Annotated in this window: 18 protein-coding genes; 6 read left to right on the top strand and 12 right to left on the bottom strand. The window is 62.5% G+C overall.

Annotation, left to right across the window (positions count from 1 at the left end; translation table 11 throughout):
- Positions 1-15: 15 nt before the first annotated feature.
- The 5 genes from rhlE1 to HU742_RS20580 form a co-directional block, all read right to left on the bottom strand.
- On the bottom strand, positions 16-1,353 hold the full coding sequence (rhlE1, locus tag HU742_RS20600; protein ID WP_186644266.1) for an RNA helicase RhlE1: 1,338 nt from the start codon (positions 1,351-1,353) through the stop codon (positions 16-18).
- A 58-nt stretch (positions 1,354-1,411) separates the two neighbouring features.
- The gene (gene yedA, locus HU742_RS20595; protein WP_186644267.1) at positions 1,412-2,314 is read right to left on the bottom strand and encodes a drug/metabolite exporter YedA; all 903 of its coding nucleotides are present in this window, start codon (positions 2,312-2,314) and stop codon (positions 1,412-1,414) included.
- 223 nt (positions 2,315-2,537) lie between these two features.
- On the bottom strand, positions 2,538-3,149 hold the full coding sequence (locus HU742_RS20590) for a 3'-5' exonuclease (RefSeq protein WP_186638694.1): 612 nt from the start codon (positions 3,147-3,149) through the stop codon (positions 2,538-2,540).
- Between the two features lie 21 nt (positions 3,150-3,170).
- Positions 3,171-3,650, bottom strand: coding sequence for a LabA-like NYN domain-containing protein (locus HU742_RS20585; RefSeq protein WP_008012653.1), 480 nt, complete (start codon positions 3,648-3,650; stop codon positions 3,171-3,173).
- 128 nt (positions 3,651-3,778) lie between these two features.
- A complete protein-coding gene (locus HU742_RS20580; protein WP_186638691.1) occupies positions 3,779-4,534 on the bottom strand; it encodes a DUF2076 domain-containing protein in 756 nt (251 codons plus the stop codon).
- 180 nt (positions 4,535-4,714) lie between these two features.
- On the opposite strand from HU742_RS20580, the gene HU742_RS20575 reads away from it, so the two are divergent.
- Positions 4,715-5,374: a hypothetical protein gene (locus tag HU742_RS20575; protein ID WP_186638689.1), complete on the top strand. Its 660-nt coding sequence runs from the start codon at positions 4,715-4,717 to the stop codon at positions 5,372-5,374.
- A complete protein-coding gene (locus tag HU742_RS20570) occupies positions 5,371-6,450 on the top strand; it encodes an endonuclease/exonuclease/phosphatase family protein (RefSeq protein WP_186644268.1) in 1,080 nt (359 codons plus the stop codon). The genes HU742_RS20575 and HU742_RS20570 overlap by 4 nt, the downstream gene beginning before the upstream one ends.
- A gap of 101 nt (positions 6,451-6,551) precedes the next feature.
- Here HU742_RS20570 and HU742_RS20565 read toward each other — a convergent pair whose 3' ends face one another.
- From HU742_RS20565 to hrpB, 3 genes are all read right to left on the bottom strand, one after another.
- A complete protein-coding gene (locus HU742_RS20565; RefSeq protein ID WP_186644270.1) occupies positions 6,552-7,712 on the bottom strand; it encodes an L-talarate/galactarate dehydratase in 1,161 nt (386 codons plus the stop codon).
- Positions 7,713-7,889: 177 nt separating this feature from the next.
- On the bottom strand, positions 7,890-8,900 hold the full coding sequence (locus tag HU742_RS20560; RefSeq protein ID WP_186644272.1) for a LacI family DNA-binding transcriptional regulator: 1,011 nt from the start codon (positions 8,898-8,900) through the stop codon (positions 7,890-7,892).
- Between the two features lie 87 nt (positions 8,901-8,987).
- A complete protein-coding gene (gene hrpB, locus HU742_RS20555; RefSeq protein WP_186644274.1) occupies positions 8,988-11,504 on the bottom strand; it encodes an ATP-dependent helicase HrpB in 2,517 nt (838 codons plus the stop codon).
- Positions 11,505-11,599: 95 nt separating this feature from the next.
- Between hrpB and pmcY the strand changes: the two genes are divergently transcribed.
- Together pmcY and HU742_RS20545 are read left to right on the top strand one after the other, a co-directional pair.
- On the top strand, positions 11,600-12,019 hold the full coding sequence (pmcY, locus tag HU742_RS20550; protein WP_186638679.1) for a periplasmic Zn2+ metallochaperone PmcY: 420 nt from the start codon (positions 11,600-11,602) through the stop codon (positions 12,017-12,019).
- A 27-nt stretch (positions 12,020-12,046) separates the two neighbouring features.
- Positions 12,047-12,940 carry a cation diffusion facilitator family transporter gene (locus HU742_RS20545; protein WP_186644276.1) on the top strand — a complete coding sequence of 298 codons (894 nt, stop codon included), beginning with the start codon at positions 12,047-12,049 and terminating at the stop codon, positions 12,938-12,940.
- A gap of 133 nt (positions 12,941-13,073) precedes the next feature.
- Here the strand turns inward: HU742_RS20545 and HU742_RS20540 are convergent, their stop codons facing one another.
- Positions 13,074-14,009 (bottom strand): DUF6515 family protein, encoded by a 936-nt coding sequence (locus tag HU742_RS20540; RefSeq protein WP_186644278.1) that lies wholly within the window; start codon positions 14,007-14,009, stop codon positions 13,074-13,076.
- A gap of 414 nt (positions 14,010-14,423) precedes the next feature.
- On the opposite strand from HU742_RS20540, the gene HU742_RS20535 reads away from it, so the two are divergent.
- Positions 14,424-14,903: an Lrp/AsnC family transcriptional regulator gene (locus HU742_RS20535; RefSeq protein ID WP_135847313.1), complete on the top strand. Its 480-nt coding sequence runs from the start codon at positions 14,424-14,426 to the stop codon at positions 14,901-14,903.
- Between the two features lie 118 nt (positions 14,904-15,021).
- The gene (locus HU742_RS20530; RefSeq protein ID WP_039594082.1) at positions 15,022-15,231 is read left to right on the top strand and encodes a DUF2788 domain-containing protein; all 210 of its coding nucleotides are present in this window, start codon (positions 15,022-15,024) and stop codon (positions 15,229-15,231) included.
- On the opposite strand, the gene HU742_RS20525 is transcribed toward HU742_RS20530, so the two are convergent.
- From HU742_RS20525 to HU742_RS20515, 3 genes are all read right to left on the bottom strand, one after another.
- Entirely contained in the window at positions 15,226-15,792 is a 567-nt protein-coding gene (locus HU742_RS20525) for a pseudouridine synthase (RefSeq protein ID WP_186638756.1), read from the bottom strand. The genes HU742_RS20530 and HU742_RS20525 overlap by 6 nt on opposite strands.
- Positions 15,793-15,938: 146 nt before the next feature.
- Positions 15,939-17,438, bottom strand: a complete 1,500-nt coding sequence (gene amn, locus HU742_RS20520; RefSeq protein WP_186610902.1) for an AMP nucleosidase — start codon at positions 17,436-17,438, stop codon at positions 15,939-15,941.
- 72 nt (positions 17,439-17,510) lie between these two features.
- Positions 17,511-19,160 (bottom strand): acyl-CoA dehydrogenase family protein, encoded by a 1,650-nt coding sequence (locus tag HU742_RS20515; RefSeq protein WP_186644280.1) that lies wholly within the window; start codon positions 19,158-19,160, stop codon positions 17,511-17,513.
- Positions 19,161-19,210: the final 50 nt, after the last annotated feature.

The following is a 19,210-nucleotide window of genomic DNA, read 5'->3' as shown; positions in this document are numbered from 1 at the left end:
TGGGAATGATCAGCGTCAGGGTTTCTTCTTACGCGGCCCAGTATTGAACACCGGCACTTTTCGCACAGGCTTCACCGAAGGTTCGACCGGTCCCGCGTCGCCACTGTCCACCCACTTGCCCAGGTTGCGCTTGCTGCCGCTGCCTTGGGTTTTCGGTTTCTTCGGCTTTTTCGGTTTCTTCACAACCTGGCCGCTGGCATCGGTGTCCGGCACGCGGTGTTCAGGCTCGAAGTCGTGTTCCATCTGCCGGGGCAATGTCTGACGGGTCAGGGTTTCGATGGCTGACAGCAGGTTCACTTCATCGGCGCAGACCAGGGAAATCGCCTGCCCGGTGGCGCCCGCCCGTCCCGTGCGACCAATGCGGTGGATGTAGTCCTCGGCAACGATTGGCAAATCGAAGTTCACCACCAGCGGCAAATCCTCGATATCCAGCCCGCGTGCGGCAACGTCGGTCGCCACCAGGATTTGCACTTCGCTTGCCTTGAAGCGGTCCAGCGCACGTTGGCGGGTGGCCTGGGGTTTGTCGCCATGGATGCCATCGGCGTTGACGCCCAGCCCTTGGAGTTTTTCCACCAACGCATCGACGCCGTTGCGGGTCTTGGCGAACACCAGTACTTGCTTCCACTTGTGCTTGCGCATCAGGTGGACGAACAGTTCCGGCTTGCGTTTCTTGTCGACCGTCACCACCCACTGCTTGACCGTGTTTGCCGCCACGTTGCGCGGGCTCACTTCGATGCTCAGCGGGTCGTTGAGCATCTGCCCGGCCAGCAGGCGGATCGCGTCGGAAAACGTCGCCGAGAACAGCAGCGTCTGGCGCTTCTTCGGCAGTGCCTTGTAGATGTTTGCCAACTCTTCGGAGAAACCCAGGTCGAGCATGCGGTCGGCTTCGTCCAGCACCAGGGTCTGCAACTGGTTGAACTTCAGTGCGTTCTGGCGAAACAGATCGAGCAAGCGCCCTGGCGTGGCAACCAGCAGGTCGACACCTTTGCGCAACTTCATCATCTGTGGGTTGATGCTGACGCCACCGTACACGGCGTAGGTGCTCAGCGGCAGGTTCTGCGCATACTGGCGCACGCTTTCATGAACCTGCTCGGCCAGCTCGCGGGTCGGCACCAGGATCAGCGCCCGTACTGAATTGGCCGTGACCTTTGGCCCTTCGGTGGCCAACAGCTGCAACAGCGGCACGGCGAAACCGGCGGTCTTGCCGGTGCCGGTCTGGGCCGCGGCCATCAGGTCGCGACCAGCGAGCACCGCCGGCATGGCTTCGGCCTGGACCGGCGTCGGCGTCTGGTAGCCGAGCGTCTCGAGGGCGCGCAGCAGGGGTTCGATCAGGCCAAGGGTGGCGAAAGTCATGGAGATACCGTAGGAAAAATCAGCGCAAGGTGTGCAATGCGCGGCAGTTTACCCTAAATCAGGATTCGGCCGGTGCAGGCTTGGGCTTGCGCCACTGCGGCAAGCCGATCAACACCACGGCGCTGATGATCACCAGCATCGCCAAGGCCTCCTCGACGCCGATGGTTTCTCCGGCGAAGACGATCCCCAGCAACACCGCCACCGCCGGGTTGACGTAGGCATAGCTGGTGGCCGCTGCCGGACGCACGTGCTTGAGCAGGTACATGTAGGCGTTGAAGGCGATGATCGAGCCGAAACCGATCAGATAGACCAGCGCGAACCAGCCTTCCAGCGGCGGCATGTGATCCAGGTGCTCGCCGCTGGCGAAGCTGGCGATCAACAGCACCACGCCGGCGACCAGCATTTCCACGGCACTGGCCATCGCCCCGGCCGGTAACGGCAAGTGTCTGCTCAATACCGAGCCAAAGGCCCAGGAAGCCGCCGCGAAGACCAGCAAAGCCGCCCCCAACGGGCTCGATTGCAAGTTGGAACCCAGGTTGAGCATGGCGATGCCGATCAATCCCAACACAATCCCTGCCCATTCCAGACGGGTATTACGTGCGCCCCAGAAATAGCCGCAGAGCAAGGTAAACAAAGGCACCGTCGCCACGGCCAACGCCGCCACCCCAGACGCCACGCCCATGTGCTCGGCGACACTCACCGCACCGTTGCCGAACGTCAGCAGCAGCACGCCAATGAGTGCCCCGGCTTTCCATTGCACCCAGGTCGGTGCCGGCGCCCCACGCCAACGCAGGAATCCGTACATCAGCGACCCGGCGATCACGAAACGAATCCCGGCCAGCAGCAAGGGCGGCCAATGCTCGACGCCGATGCGAATCACCAGGTAGGTCGAACCCCAGATGACGTACAAGGCGAAGAAGGCAGCGATCAACGGCAACGGAAAACGACGTGGGCCAGGCATGTTCAACTCGAAGTCAGGACGATGAGAACCGTTCATTCTAGAAAGGCGACAGGCAGAAAATAAGCTACAAAACCTGTTTATCCGAGCCATACACTTTTCAAGACCCGGAGATGTTGATCGTCCCCACGCTCTGCGTCCCTAAAAAACCGGACGCAGAGCGTCCTATGAGGCATTCCCACGCGGAGCGTGGGAATGATCGACGATCAAGGGTGATGAGGTGTGTTCAGAACCCGCGATGGCGCTTGAGATGCTCGTTGATCTTCGCCGCTGGCACTTTCTGCAGACTGCATAGCAGATCATGGGACAACGCCCGCAACCCATGCTTGTGTCGCAGTTCCAAAGCCAGGTGCGCGGTGAGGTTGGCGGCCATTTCGGCGTCGGCCATGGCCCGGTGAGCCTGGCCGGTGTGGGGCAAACCGGCGAAGACATTGAGCGTGCCGAGCTTGTGGTTGGGTGCCGCCGGCATCAAGCGCCGGGCCAGCAACAATGAACAGGCGAAATTCTGCAGACGGGTACGTTTTATCCGCCCGAGTTCGAAGTCCCAGAACTTCTGGTCGAAAGCGGCGTTATGGGCCAGCAACGGCGTGGTGCCGACGAACTCGTTGACCTCGTTCATCACCCGCTCGGCCGACGGTGCGCTACGCAGCATGGCATTGCTGATGCCGGTCAGTTGCTCGATAAACGCCGGGACGCGGACGCCGGCATTCATCAGGCTCTGGTAGCGGTCGACGATCCGCCCCTGCTCCAGCATGACCACGGCAATTTCCGTGGCCCGGCAGCTGCTGCTCGGGGTGATGCCGGTGGTTTCAAAGTCGATGACTGCGATGCGTTCCAAACCTGTGGGGCTCCTTGAGGATCAGTTCTTGAGCAGCAATGCGCCTTCGATGGGCACGTAGCGGCTGGCGGCGCGGATCAGCGAGTTGGCGGTCAACCCCGGCACGCCGTAGGCCACCGCTTGCACGCCGTGCTTGCTGATGATGCGCTCGAGCAGCATGTCGAAATCGCCATCGCCGGAGGCCAGCACCACTTCATCGACGTGGTCGGCGGCGTCCATGATGTCGAGGGTGATACCCACGTCCCAGTCGCCCTTGGCCGAGCCGTCGCTGCGCTGGATGTAGGGCTTTAGCTTCACGATGAAACCCAGGTTGCGCAGGATCTGCTGGAATTGCTGCTGCTTGCTGTCGCCGCGATCGATCGCATAGGCATAGGCTTCGACAATCTGCCCCTGCTTGCTGACATCAGCCCACAACGCCGCATAGTTGAAATGACAGCCGTAGGCTTGGCGCACGGTGTAGTAGAGGTTTTGGACATCGGCGAACACTGCGATTTTTTTCACCGCGTTTCCTCATGAATGCACACACGCGCAGGCCACCCGGCCCGAAAAGTTGCCCAGTATGCCAGCCTCGAGGAACGTTCCGCGAATAATCGGCCCGAGGCGCCAGGGCGCCCCGGACGAATGGCGGGTCAGACGAAGGAATCGTCGTCGCCGAAGAAGGACGAATCGTCGCTGTAGTCCGCGTCGCTGAAGCCGCCCGGGGCGTTGTCGACGCTACCGCTGTCGGCCACCCGCTGGTCATCGCCCCAGCCAGCGTCGCCGCTATTGGCGCTGTCGTTGACGGGCTGTGCCGGTTCTTCCCTGAGAATCTCGACGATCTCCTGGGGTTGATTGCTGTGGAACAGGCTGCTGATGCCTTGGGCCAGCATCACACCGCCGGCCACGCCCGCTGCGGTTTTCAGCGCGCCGCCCAGGAAACTGCCGGCCGCTGGAGCTTGCTGTTGCGGCGCGCCATAGTTGCCCGGCGCCGCGCCAAAGCCTTGCTGGGCCGGCGAATTGAAAGCAGGCCGTGCCGGTTCGCGCCAACCACTACCGCTGGAAGCCGGCACGCTGGCCGGACGCGAATCGCGGCTGCTGCCGCCGAAAATACTTGAGAGAAAACCACCACCGCCGCTGGGTGCCGCAGTCTGGCTACGGGCCTGCTGCAACTCGGCCTGCAATTGCTCGACCTGCTGGGCGAGCTGCTTGTTCTGCTCATCGAGGCGCTTGATCGCCGCCTCCTGCACCAGGATCGCCTGGGCCATGAAATAGCCCGCCGCAGGCTGGTTGGCCAAGTGCTCCTTGATCCGCGCCTCGGCCTGGGCGTCGCGCGGGGCTGAATCCTTTTCGGCCTGTTGCAGCCGTGAAAACAGTCCATCGATCAGGGTTTGTTCTTCGCTGTTCATGGCGACCTCATCAGATTGCCGGATAAAAAAACCGAGCCGGTCCGCAAAAGACCGGTGCCGGTCAGTAATGGGGACCACCGGGAAGCTTTCAATGGTCTTTACCTGATGTTTACGTTTGTTTATGCGCTCACCTGATGGGTAAAGTGTCGGACCGCTTTTTCTGAACTGCGATACCGACTCATGAATCCGTTAGAAGTACTGCGCGACTCCTTGTATTTTTTCAAACGCCACCTGGGCCGGATCGCCCAGCTGTGCCTGCCGTTGGTGATACTTGAAGCGGTGCTGCAACAAGGGGTGGACAGCGCCTTCGGGGCCGAAGGGTTTTCCGGCTACAGCGTAATCGTCGGTCTGTTGGTGTACCCGCTGTACACCGCCGCGTTGATTCTGTACCTGGATGCTCGCAGTCGCGGCGAAGCCCCGCTTGCTCGAGACCTGCTCGCGGCCGCCCTCCTCCAATGGCCACGCTTTGCCTTGCTGACGGCCCTCAACACGCTGTTGATCCTGGTTGGCATCTCCCTGTATTTCCTGCCGGGCCTGTGGTTGATGGTGGTCCTGGCTTTCGGTGAATACCTGCTGGTGCTGCGGGGCCTGGCACCGCTGGCCGCCATGAAGGAAAGCCTGCGCATGAGTCGCGGACATTTCTGGCGAATCCTGTTGTGCATTTTGTCGGTGATGGTGCCGCTGTGGCTGCTCAAGGGCGCCAGCGTCTCGGTGTACCCTGAGCCCCAGAATCCGTTGATCAGTTTGCTGATAGACAGCGTCCACAGTTTCCTGCAACTGTTTACCACGGTGGTGCTGTTCCGAATGTTCATGTTGATTGCAGAAAAACCCGAGCCATGACCCGTCTGCTGCGATACACCTTGCTAGGCCTGTTGTTGCTCGTCGGCATTGCGGCCTTTTCCATCTATGGCCTGACCTGGCGCCCCCAGGCCCGGGAGGCGCTGCCGGTCAGTTGCGCCGCGAATGCCGCGCCGCTGGTGCCTGGACAGGCGTTGAAGGTGATGACCTGGAACGTCCAGTTCCTCGCCGGCAAGCGCTACGTGTTCTGGCACGACCTGGCCCAGGGCGACGATGAAAGCCCGACCCTGGAAGACATGGCCTTCAGCCTCGACGAAGTCGCACGGGTCATTCGCGACGAGCAACCGGACGTGGTGTTGCTCCAGGAACTGGACAACGGCGCCAAGGCCAGCGACTACCAGGATCAGCTCAAGCTGTTGCAGGAGCGTCTGGCCGACCTGTATCCCTGCGGAACCAGCGCCTTCGACTGGAAGGCCGACTTTATCCCCAACCCGCGCATCTTCGGCAGCGTTGGCCGGCAGTTGGCGACGCTGAGCCGCTACCGCGTCGACCATGCCGAGCGAGTGCAATTGCCGGTGGCCGAGGCGAACTTCATCAGCCGTCAGTTCCAGCCAAAAAATGCTCTGCTGATCAGCTATCTGCCCCTAAGCGACGGCGGGCAACTGGCAGTGCTCAATACGCACCTGGAACGGGCCGCGCAACCGGATGACACCGCCCTGGCCCAAGTCAATGCCGTATCCAAGGCCCTGGACAAGCTCGAGTCCGCCGGCACCCCTTGGTTGATCGGCGGCGATTTCAATCTGTTGCCCCTTGGCCAATATCGGCGCCTTCCGGCCGAACAGCGCTCGCCTTATTCCGCCGACAGCGAGCTACACCTGTTGTGGGATAAATATCCGATGATTCCCACCAACAACGAGGCCAGCGGCATCGACCGCGCACACTGGTTGACTCACTACCCGAACGACCCCGGCCTCAACGGCCCCGACCGGACCGTCGACTACCTGTTCTACAGCCCGCGCCTCAAGCGGGTCGAAGCCCAGGTCCGACAGGACGACACGTTGCGTATTTCCGATCATTTGCCGGTGATCGCGCGGTTTCTGTTGCCGGCGGCACCCTGAGAAGCGCTACAGCGTTACCGACGACGCTGCCGCGGGTCGTCGTCAGTCCTCGAAGAGGCCATACAATGGCCTCGTTAGCGGGTTCGTATACAACACGGCTATCAGGGACGTGTCCCGACCGTCGCCTCCTGCACCGTCCACGGCTTGACCTGCTCGCTGAGCGTCAGTCCAAGACCTGGCCGAGTGGGCACGAGCATCCGCCCGTCACGGGTTTCCAGACGCTCATTGAACAGCGGCTCGAGCCATTCGAAATGCTCGACCCAGGGTTCGGTCGGGTACGTCGCCGCCAAGTGGACGTGTAGCTCCATGGCGAAATGCGGCGCCAGCATCAAGCCGGCCTGCTCGGCCATCGCCGCCACCTTCAGATACGGCGTGATCCCCCCCACGCGTGGCGCGTCGGGCATCAGGAAGTCGGCACCGCGCAGTTTGATGAATTCGGCGTGCTCGGCAACGCTGGTCAGCATTTCACCGGTCGCAATCGGCGTATCGAATTGTTGCGCCAATGCGGCGTGGCCCTCGGCGTCGTAACAATCGAGCGGTTCTTCGATCCAGATCAGGTTGTACGCTTCAAATTGACGACACATGCGCTGGGCTGTCGGGCGATCCCATTGTTGGTTGGCGTCGACCATCAGCGGGAAGTCGTCGCCCAAGTGTCTGCGCACCGTGCTCACCCGCTGGATATCAATGGCGCAGTCCGGCTGTCCGACTTTCAACTTGATGCCGCCGATACCTTTTTCACGAGACAGGTCGGTGTTCTTCATCAGTTGATCCAGCGGCGTGTGCAGGAAGCCTCCCGAGGTGTTGTAGCAGCGCACTGAATCGCGCTGGGCGCCGAGCAGGCGCGCCAGGGACAAATTCGCCCGCTTGGCTTTCAAATCCCACAACGCCACGTCGAACGCACCGATGGCCTGCGTCGACAGGCCGCTACGCCCCACGGAGGCGCCGGCCCAGCACAACTTGGTCCAGAGCTTGGCGATGTCGCTTGGGTTTTCGCCAATCAACGCCGGTGCTATTTCCTGGGCGTGGGCGAACTGCCCAGGCCCACCGGCGCGTTTCGAATAGCTGAAGCCAAGGCCGCGATGCCCGTCGATGGTTTCAATCTCAGCGAAAAGGATGGCGATTTCGGTCATCGGCTTTTGCCGGCCGGTGAGCACCTTGGCATCGCTGATGGGATTGGCCAGCGGCAAGATCACCGAAGAGACGCGGACCCAGGCGATACGGTCGCCGTCGGAGGATCCATTGGTTTTCTCTAATGCAGACATGCGCGTACTCCTTGGTTGCTTCGATTAAATTCCACCGTGTTCAGGATGATGATTGCGCAATCATCTCAACGTTTGAAAAAGGGGCTTCGTTCGACGGTACGCAAGCCCCTCAGGCGGAATACTACATTGATTGCGCAATCATTCAAGCAACAACAGGCCACGTGGACGCATGCATACTTAGGTAGTGGCTCGGTCAATCAGCGTGAAACCCGTGTCGATGCGCACGTCTTTCAAGGACGAAGGGTTGTCGAATCGGTCAAGCAGCGCCTCGGCGACCTGTAAGCCGATTTTCTTGCCATCGACGCTGACGGTGGACAACGCGGGGTAGACATGGGCAGCGCTGCTCAAATCGCCAAACCCCATGACGGCAAGGTCGCCGGGCACGTTCAAGCCTTGGCTTGCGGCTTCGGCCAGGACGCCTTGAGCCACCGTGTCCGAGCTGCACACCACGATGTCGGGGCGTTTCGACAGGTCCAATAACCGCCGCAGCCCTTCCCGCCCGATCTCAAGGGTGGCGGGCGGTGCGAGGACTTCCATCGGCACCTGCTCGATGCCCTGGCGCTTCAGTTCGGCGACAAGACTGTTGCAACGACGCAGGCCACGGGGGTCGCTGATGGTCACCACGGAGAAACGCTTGTAACCCTTTTTCAGCAGATGACGCGCCGTCTCCTCCCCGACCTTTTCATGGGAAAAGCCAACCAGCATGTCCAAGGGGTTTTCACTCAAGTCCCAGGCTTCAACCACTGGGATACCTGCCTGGGCGAGTCGCAGACGGCTTGATTCGGTGTGAAGCGTACCGGTCAGCACGATGCCATCCGGGCGGCGGCCAAGAACGGCCTCCAGCAGTTTTTCTTCCTGCTCCGGGCTATAGCCGGTAAGCCCCACCAGGGTTTGATAGCCCGCCTGGGCCAGGCGGTCCATCAGCGATTGCACGGTGTCGGCAAAAATGGAGTTGGCGATGGTTGGCAGGAAAATCGCCACCAGGCGGCTCTTGCTGCTCGCCAAGCCACCGGCCAGCATATTCGGCACATAGCCCGATTGGCGCACTGCTTCGCGGACCTTGTCCCGGGTGTTCTCGCTCACCAGTTCCGGTCGGTGCAAGGCCCTGGAAACTGTCATTGGCGACACGCCCGCGATCCTGGCCACGTCGATCAACGTCAAGCTGGGCGTTGCTGGTTTTTTTGCCATGGATTTTTCCGAAGCATTGAGTGTGCATTGGGCAATTTGCGAGCGCGTAAATCTAACATCCGCCACCGCGCCCTGGCCCGCGGTGTTTTATTTTCGCGGTTTGGCCCGCGCGGTTGCCTCCGCCACCAGCGGGTCGTCCGGCCAGTAATGCTTGGGATAGCGCCCCTTGAGATCTTTTTTCACCTCGGCATAGGTGCTGCGCCAGAAGTTCGCCAGATCCTGCGTCACTTGCACCGGTCGACGCGCCGGCGATAACAGGTGCAGCTTGACCACCTGCCGCCCACCGGCGATACGTGGGGTGTCGGCCAGGCCAAACAGCTCCTGCAAGCGTACCGCGAGGACCGGCGGATGCTCGCTGTAATCCAGGCGAATCGATGAGCCCGAGGGCACGCTTAAATGGTGGGGCGCCAGTTCGTCCAAACGCTGCGGCAAAGGCCAGGGCAACAGGTTGCGTACGATGCTCGACAGATCCAGGTTGGCAAAATGACTGAGGCGCGAGACCCGTCCCAGGTAGGGCATCAACCAATGCTCGAGACTGTCCAGCAACGCCGTGTCACTGACGTCCGGCCATTCGCTCTCGCCTTTGGCCTCCCTATCGAGCCGGCGCAGCAGCGCCACCCGCGCCTGCCATTGGCGCAGCTCTGGCGTCCATGGCAGCAGCTCTAGCCCCTTGCGCCGCACCAGGTTGACCAGGGCCTGATTACGGGCGGATTCATCCAGGCCGGTCAGCGGTTCGCGGCTGAGTACCAGTTCGCCGACCTTGCGCTGGCGCTCCGCCCGCAGCACGCCTTCGCGCTCGTCCCAATCGAGTTGATCCACGGTGCGCACTTGCTCGGCCAGCACCGAATCGAAAAGCGCCGGATCGAAGTCCGTGGCAAGGTAGATTCGCTCTTCGCGCTGGCCCTGGCGACTGCCCAAATCGGCGATCACCAGCCACGCTTGTTTCATCAGGCTGTCAGCTTCGGCGAACAGCGCCGCACGGCCGTTGGCCAGGCGATACTCCGCGCCGCCGGGCCGGCGCTGCTGGGCGACGCGGTCCGGATACGCCAACGCCAGCAAAGCGCCGAGCCAGCGCGGATGATCAGGATCGGTCACCGCCTCTTCGGCCTTGCCCCGCAGGTAGCCGCGATATTGCCGGGCCAACTGCCGGGCCCGTTGCACCCCACCCTGAGCGCCCCGCGCGGCGCGCTCTTCGCCGCAAAGCAAGGCCAGGCGACTGTGCAGGTCCGCGCCGGCACCGCGCAGAATGTCGCGCTCGCCCAACAGCGCGGCGACGTTACAGGCCATGTCTGCCAGGCCCAGCGCCTGGCCGCGCAACAACAGATGGGCGATACGCGGGTGGGCCGGCAGTTCGGCCATGGCCTGGCCGTGGCGGGTCAGTTGTTCGCCCTCCAGCGCGCCCAGGCGTTGCAGCAGGTCTTGGGCCTGGGCATAAGCGGCGGTCGGCGGAACATCGAGCCAGACCAATTGCTGCGGCGTCACGCCCCAGCGCCCCAGCTGCAGGGCCAACCCGGCCAGGTCCGCCGACAGAATTTCCGCGCTGCCGTAAGCAGCCAATTGCTCATGCTGGTCTTCGGACCACAACCGATAACACACACCCGGCTCCAGTCGCCCGGCCCGACCGGCGCGCTGGGTGGCGCTGGCGCGGGAGATGCGCTGGGTGTCGAGGCGAGTCATGCCGCTGCCCGGATCGAAACGCGGTACGCGGGCAAGTCCGGCATCCACCACCACCCGCACGCCGTTGATGGTCAGGCTGGTCTCGGCGATGTTAGTGGCAAGGACGACTTTGCGTTGGCCGGGCGGTGCCGGGTCGATGGCGGCACGCTGGGCGGCGAGGTCCAGCTCACCGTGCAACGGGCACAGCAACACATTGCCGCCCTCGCCCAGCGCCTCGGCCAGTTGTTGATGGACCCGGCGAATCTCCGCCTGCCCGGGCAAGAACACCAGTACGCTGCCAGTCTCGTCGTGCAAAGCTTCGAGCACGGTCTGCACCAGCCGCGGCTCGATGAATTCGCCGGGCTGGAAGGGCCGTCCCCAGCGCACCGTCACCGGGAACATGCGGCCTTCGCTGCGCAGGATCGGCGCGTTATCCAACAACCCGGCCAGGCGCTCGCCTTCCAGGGTGGCGGACATCAACAGAATCTTCAGCGGCTGGTCTTCACGAAACAACTCGCGGCCGTTGAGGCTCAAGGCCAAGGCGAGGTCGGCATCGAGGCTGCGTTCGTGGAACTCATCGAAAATCAACAGCCCCACGCCCTCCAGCGCCGGATCATCCTGCAAACGGCGAGTCAGGATGCCTTCGGTGACCACTTCGATGCGGGTCTTGGGGCCGACTTTGCTGTCGAGACGAATCCGGTAGCCGACCGTTTCGCCGACTTTCTCTCCCAACTCACTGGCCAGCCGTTCGGCCGCCGCCCGTGCCGCCAGGCGCCGGGGTTCGAGCATCAGAATGGTTTGCCCGGCCAGCCACGTTTCGTTCAACAAGGCCAGGGGAACACGGGTGGTTTTACCGGCACCGGGGGGCGCTTCGAGCACCGCTTCGTGGCGCAAGGCCAAGGCTTGGCGCAGCGCGGGTAAAACTTCATCGATCGGCAAAGAAATCATGCTGGCTCCAAAACAGAGGGCCGAGTATAACGGCGAACTGTTTAGCGTGGTCTGGACTCCAACCAGCAACGCCCTTACCTGCTCAGGAGATTGCTATGCGTATTCCCTTTCGCGTGATCGGCGGCGTCCTGGTCGCCAGCCTGCTGACCCAGATCAGCGCCTGTGGCTCGATCTTCTACCCGGACCGTCGCGGCCAGATCGACGGCAAGATCGACCCGGCTATTGCCGCGCTCGACGCCGTCGGCCTGCTGTTCTACATCATTCCCGGCCTGATCGCCTTTGCGGTGGACTTCGCCACCGGCGCGATCTACTTCGAGCCGGGCAGAAGCGTGCAGATCGAGCCAGAGAAACTCAAGCCGGCCATCAACCCCGACGGCACGATCAATAACCAAAAGCTGCAAGCCATCCTGGAAAGCGAGCTGGGCCGCAGCTTCCCGTTGGACGATCCGCGCCTGATCCAGCACAAGGGCAACGTGCAACAACTGGCCACGCTCGGTCTCGTACCTGCCGCATAAAAGGCGCAACCCAAGGAAGACCGCGCCATGACCACCAGCACCGAACACGCTCGCCTGCTACGCCTGGCCACCCGGGCGTCGGTGGCCGTGGCGTTCATCCTGATCGTTGCCAAGGCGCTGGCCTGGTGGCTAAGCGGTTCGGTGAGCATGCTCGCCGGCCTGACCGATTCGACGCTGGACGGCGTCACCTCGCTGCTCAATCTGCTGGCGGTGCATTACGCGCTACGCCCCGCCGACGATGACCATCGCTACGGCCATGGCAAGGCTGAGTCCTTGGCCGGCATGGCCCAGGCGCTGTTCATTGGCGGCAGTGCGGTGTTGATCGCCTTGCAGGCCTTCGAGCGTCTGAAAGCGCCGGTGCCAGTCGAGGCGCCGTGGCTCAGCGTCGGCGTGATCGTGTTTTCCCTGGCGCTGACCTTGGCGCTGCTGGCCTTGCAGCATCGAGTCGTGCGCGCCACCGGCTCCAACGCCGTGCGCGCCGACTCCCTGCATTACCGCTCGGACCTGCTGCTCAACGGCAGCATCCTGGTTGCGCTGATCCTGGCCGGCTTCGGCTGGTATCAGCTTGATGCCTGGTTCGGCCTGGGCATCGCCGCCTACATTCTGTGGAGCGCCGTGCAGATCGCCCGGGAGAGCTTCGCCGTGCTGATGGATGAAGAACTGCCGCCGGACGTCAGCCAGCACATGCTGGAACTGGCCTGCGCGGTACCCGGCGTGGTCGGTGCGCATGACCTGCGTACGCGGATCTCCGGGAACCATTGGTTTGTGCAATTGCATCTGGAATTGCCGGGGGAACTGACCTTGTCAGTCGCCCATGGCATCAGCGACCAAGCCGCCGATGCGATCCATCGCGCCTATCCGAAGGCCGAAGTGCTGGTGCATGCCGATCCGTTGGAGGTGGTGAAGCGAACCAGCACTTGATGTCCGAACCCGTGGCGAGGGAGCTTGCTCCCGCTCGGTTGCGCAGCGACCGTAAAAATCCTGGGCCTGCTGCGCAGTCCAGCGGGAGCAAGCTCCCTCGCCACAAGAGCGGCATCCTGCCTGCCGCCAGAACTCAGTACGTCACCTGATACCCACGACTGCTCAAGCAACTGCCTTGCGCCTGGCGATAGGTCTGTACCACTTCCGGTGCCGGTGGGTAGGTGTAGTTGCGCGGATCGAATCCGCTCTGCTGCACCGCCCAGCGATAACAGTCGTAGCCATCCTGATTGACCTGCTCGGGCGACTGGCCGTTGGCCGGATAAGCCACCACATCAAAGCTGTTGCCCTGGGGTTGCGGCTGCGGGTTGGCGACCGGTGCCTCGACCACGACGTAATCCTGAGTATTGGCTTCGTAGATGTAATAGGCGCCGGCCGCGAGGAAGAACAGCGAGCTGCCGATCCAGACCTCGCGGGCATAATCGGGCAGGTAGCGGGTGCGAATGCCCCGTGGCGGCTGCACCACGACATAACGCGGTCCTTGCGGACGATACCAATAACCGCCGGAGTAGAAATAATCGTGGCCGCGATAAGGCACGCGGTAGTTGCGATCCGGGAATCGGTCGATTACATAACCCGGGCGATACTGCGGCCCAGGCCCCCAGCCGTTGCCATGCCCGCCCGGCCGACCAGGCCATTGCTGGTCGGGACGGCCGTCATGGCCGGGGCGTGGGTTCGGGTAGCCATCGTTGCGACGGGGAATATCGCGGTAGTAGCCCGGTTGCGGCTCGCGAGTCTGGGTCACGTTATCGGGCCGGCCCTGGATCGGCAGGTTATTGCCGGGTTGCTGCTGCGGCTTGACCTCGAACTGACGGCTGTTGTCGCCCCGAATGATCTCATTGCTCTGCGGACGCGGCTGGCCCGAGTAACCCTGGCCGTTGCCGCCGCGCCCGTCCTGCCCGCGACCGCCTTCCGGCCCACCACGGTTTTGTTGATCGTCGGCCACTCCCTGCGCACTGACACTTGCCCACAACAGACCAACACCTGCCAAACGCCAGATGCGCGACTTCATGAAATTCCTCACAACGGTTCGGGGCCTGATGATGAGACTGGAAAAGCCCAGGCCGGTTCTGCGACAGGTTATCAGCCACGGGGTTTATTTCGCAGGCATTAAAAAAGGGAGGCCCGTCGGCCTCCCTTTGAGAATCTAGTCCGTGCGCGACGCTTTTGGCATCGGCTCACCTCACGCCGTCTTCTGGACAGTGTGCAGCTCGGGGGTCTGCCAGTACCGGTGGGTACTGCGACCGCAGCCGGCCGGATTGGGCGGGCTGCACTGGACTGTTTGTCCGAGCAGTGATCTTGGTGGTAAGCATAGGCCCGAGGTGCCGACAGATGATTGCGAAGATTGCTTGAATAAACACTACTTGCGCAATTTTTACCCTTGGATGGATAATCTTCCGCAATTAACCGGATAAAGGCCCGCTCGATGAGCAAACTCGACCGCTACGACCTCAGTATTCTGGCGGAATTGCAGCGCGACGCGCGTATCTCCAACCAGGAATTGGCCGAACGCATCGGCCTGTCGCCCTCCCCTTGCTCACGGCGGGTCAAGCAACTGGAGGACGACGGCTACATCTCGCGCCAGGTCGCCTTGCTCGATCGCAAGATGCTCGGCCTTAGCCTGACTGCCTACGTACTGATCGGCATGGACCGCCACACCCCCGAGCGTTTCGAAAACTTCGAAGCCGCGATACGTAATCTGCCGCAAGTGTTGGAATGCAGCTTGGTGACCGGCATGGATGCGGACTACCAGCTCAAGGTAGTCGTGCCGGACATGGACCATTACCAGAAACTGTTGCTGGGGCACCTGACGCGGATCGATGGCGTCACCAGCGTGCGTTCGAGTTTTGTGCTGAACCAAGTGCTCAACAGCACCGAACTGCCGCTCACCCACCTGCGAAGCTGACCGCTTTTGTGGCGAGCGATGAACAGCTGCGACACACCGCCGCAGGCCAGTCCTGCACCCCGGCCCCATGCCGTATACTCGGCCCGCCTTTTCAATCCCGCCCCGCCGGAGTGCCCCGATGGATCCTGCTGTTTTCGAAGAGTGGATGATGACCGGCCTGGTCAGCATCCTGATCATTTTCATGGGTTTTATCGTTTGGGACCTGGCGAAGAAATCCAAGGCAGGGCGTTTTGGCTCGTTCATTCTGTTTTTTGTACTGGGCCTTGGCGTGGCAGCCTTCATCATCAAGAGCGTGGTGATCGGCCTGATCGAATCCGGCACGTTATAAGCGCGCCGGCACTTCCTTCCACTGGCCCTGATCAAGCCCTTCGATCGTCCAGTCGCCGATCCTGACCCGCACCAGGCGCAACGTCGGCAAGCCGACCGCCGCGGTCATGCGCCGCACCTGGCGGTTGCGTCCCTCACGGATGACCAGCTCCAGCCAACTCGTCGGCACGCTTTTGCGAAAGCGCACCGGCGGGTTGCGCGGCCACAATTGCGGCTCGTCCAGTTGGCGGGCCTGCGCCGGCAACGTCATGCCGTCGTTCAACTCCACGCCGTCGCGCAGGCGCTGCAACTGTTCGGCGCTGGGTTCGCCCTCTACTTGCACCCAATAGGTCTTGGCCAACTTATGCTTGGGGTCGGCAATACGCGCCTGCAATTGTCCATCGTTGGTCAGTAGCAACAGACCTTCGCTGTCACGGTCCAGCCGTCCGGCCGGATAGATGCCGGGCACGTCGATAAAATCCTTGAGGGTCGCCCGCCCTTCGCCGTCGCTGAATTGCGTCAGGACATCGAAGGGTTTGTTGAACAGGATCAGCTTCGGCTCGGCCGGCGGGGCCTTGGCCACACGGCGCGGCGCGGCGGCTGGAAGCTTCGCGCCAGGACGACGGGAAGCAGGGCGTGGAGGACGGGGCATGGCGGCAACAACATCTAACGGTCAGGGCCGACCATGCTAGTGGCCCGACCGTTAAATGACCACCGTTCAGAACGGCATCAGCGGAACGGCGGCTCGTCGAAGCTGCGCAGTTTGCGCGAGTGCAAAGAATTGAGCTCGGTACGCAACAGGTCCAGCGCCGCGATCCCGATCTTGAGGTGCTGGTTGACCGCCCGCTCATAGAACGCGTTGGCCGAGCCCGGCAGCTTGATCTCGCTGTGCAGCGGCTTGTCCGAGACGCACAGCAACGTGCCATAAGGCACCCGCAAACGGTAACCCTGTGCGGCGATGGTGCCGCTTTCCATGTCCACCGCCACCGCGCGGGACAGGTTGATCAACGGACGTTCCTGAGCCCAGCGCAATTCCCAGTTGCGGTCGTCATAGGTCAGCACAGTGCCGGTGCGCAGACGCTTCTTCAGCTCGTCGCCCTTTTCCCCGGTGACGTTGGCTGCCGCTTGTTGCAAGGCCATCTGCACTTCGGCCAAGGCCGGAATCGGAATATTCGGCGGCACCACCCGGTCGAGAATGCCATCGCGACGCATGTAGGCGTGGGCCAGCACGTAGTCGCCGATGGTCTGGGACTGCCGCAGCCCGCCACAGTGACCGATCATCAACCAGCAATGCGGGCGCAGCACGGCCAGGTGGTCGGTGATGTTCTTGGCGTTGGACGGGCCGACGCCGATATTCACCAGGGTCACGCCGTGACCGTCGCTGGCCTGCAAGTGATACGCCGGCATCTGGTAGCGATGCCAGACCACGCCGGCGGCGATGGCGGAGGCTTCGCCGTGGTCCATGTTCTTGTCGATGATCACGTTGCCCGGCAAGACCATGCGCACGAAACGCGGGTCGCTGCGCAACTGCTCCAGACCGTGGACGATGAATTGATCCACATAGCGATGATAGTTGGTCAGCAGGATCCACGGCTGCACATGGCGCCAGTCACTGCCGGTGTAATGCACCAATCGGCGAAGGGAGAAATCCACCCGCGCGGCGTCGAACAGCGCCAGGGGCAATGGGTCGGTGTTTTCCCAATCGTACAAGCCGTCGGCGATGCCATCGGTGGCGGCCGACAAGTCGGTGCTGGGGAAAACCCGCGCCAGCACGGCGGCGGTTACGCCCGAACCGGCCAGCTCATCGCCCTGCTCCACCACGTACGGATAAGGAATGTTCTGCTCGCTGACGCCCACCTCGACGGTGACGGTAAAGTCATGCATCAGTGGAACCAGCTGTTCCAGAAGATATTTGCGGAACGCGGCCGGGTGAGTGACGGTGACGCTGTAGGTGCCGGGCAACTGGACCTTGGCGTAGGCGCGCGTGGTCTGCGGGACTTCGCCATGGCAATGGTAGGTCAGGCGCAGGGCCGGGTAGCGAAACAACGCCCGTTGCTCGGCGTCCGGCTCGATGCGGTCCTTGAGGTAGCGCTTGAGCGCCTGGTTCAGCGCGCTGGTCGCACGCTCGTGCAGGGCCGCCAGCCGGTCCACGGCTTGCTCGGCGGTTTGAACGACAATAAACGCTTCGGTCACGATCAGCTTCCTGTGTTCTGACTTGCAGGCCTTCATCTTGCCTGCATCGTGGTCCGACGGGAACAGTGGCGTATTGGGCGCTATCACTTCACAGCGTCACGGTGGCTCCTAAAACGCTTGGGGCGTTGACCGGGCGACGATGGCCTCGACATTCAAGCCACGCGGCAAGGCACCGTAGACCCGGCCACCACAACCAAGGCGACTGGCGATGAACGCATCGCTGACGTCACCGTTGCCCGCCTCGAGCAGCAGCTTGGCTTGCAGGCCGACAGCGATGTCCTCGGTCAATTGTCGGGCGCGGTACTGGATGTCGTCGGTGTCCTTGAAGGCCACCTGCAACTGGTGGATGTGCCCGGCCAGACGCTTGTCGCCGTGGCCGTCGCCCAATTCGCTGAACAAGACCTCCAGCACACCGGGCTCTTTGGACAGGGCTCGTAGCACGTCCAGGCACTGCACGTTGCCCGAACCTTCCCACGTCGAGTTGACCGGCGCTTCGCGGTAAAGGCGCGGCAGGATGCTGTCTTCGACGTAGCCGGCGCCGCCCATGCATTCGGCGGCTTCGTTGATCATCGCGGGGGCCCGCTTGCAGATCCAATACTTGCCCACCGCCGTCACCAGCCGGGCGAACTTGGCCTCGTGCTCATCGCTCAGATGGTCCAGCGCCCGGCCCATGCGCAGGCTCAAGGCCAACGCCGCTTCGCTTTCCAGCGCCAGGTCGGCGAGCACGTTTTGCATCAGCGGCTGTTCGCTCAACAATTTGCCACCGACGTTGCGGTGCGCGCAGTGATGACTGGCCTGGGTCAACGCCTGGCGCATCAGGGCGCTGGAGCCGACCATGCAATCGAAGCGGGTCATGGCGACCATTTCGATGATAGTCGGCACGCCTCTTCCCTCTTCGCCGATCATCCAGGCCAGGGCACCGCGAAACTCCACTTCGCTGGAAGCATTGGAGCAGTTGCCGAGCTTGTTTTTCAGCCGCTGGATATAGAACTGATTGCGCGTATCGTCCGGGCGATGGCGCGGCAACAGGAAACAGGTCAGGCCCTTGTCGGTCTGGGCCAGGGTCAGGAAGGCATCGCACATCGGCGCCGAACAGAACCATTTGTGGCCCACCAGCTCATAGGCCTGGCCCGGGCCGCTGGCGCCTACCGGATAGGCCTTGGTGGTGTTGGCTCGCACATCGGTGCCGCCCTGTTTTTCGGTCATGGCCATGCCGAGGGTAACCCCGGCTTTATGGGCCATGTCGACGTTACGCGGGTCGTATTCGGTGGCCAGCACTTTCGGCAGCCAATGCTCGGCCAGATCCGGCTGCAGGCGCAGCGCTGGCACGCTGGCGAAAGTCATGGTCAACGGGCAGCCGGTGCCGGCTTCGGCCTGGCTGTGCAAATAGGTCATCGACGCACGGGCGACATGGGCGCCGGGTTGCGGATGGGCCCAGGGCAAACTGGGCAGGCCATGTTCGACGGCGGTACGCATCAGCTGATGGTAGGCGGGATGAAACTCCACCAGATCGATGCGATGGCCGTAACGGTCGTGACTGGAAAATACCGGTTTGTTCTGGTTGGCCAGGAAACCCGCTTCCATCAACGGTCCGCCGGCCAAGGCACCATAGGCATCGATCCGCGCCTGCGCCCAACCGGCGCCGAAACGCTGCGACCACTCTTGCAGCGGCAGATCGATGCGGAACAGGTTGGCGCCATCCAGGGAAGGAGGCTGGTTGGTGACGTCGTGGGTTTCGGCGAACTGATGCAGGTTCATGACGGGGCTCCTCGGCCGGTCAACAGGGGTTCAGTTAAGCACCGCCCCCT

The organism is Pseudomonas marvdashtae (genome assembly GCF_014268655.2).
GTDB lineage: Bacteria > Pseudomonadota > Gammaproteobacteria > Pseudomonadales > Pseudomonadaceae > Aquipseudomonas > Aquipseudomonas marvdashtae.
The sequence above is the reverse complement of the archived record's forward strand: the minus strand, read 5'-3'. Positions and strand labels throughout refer to the sequence as shown.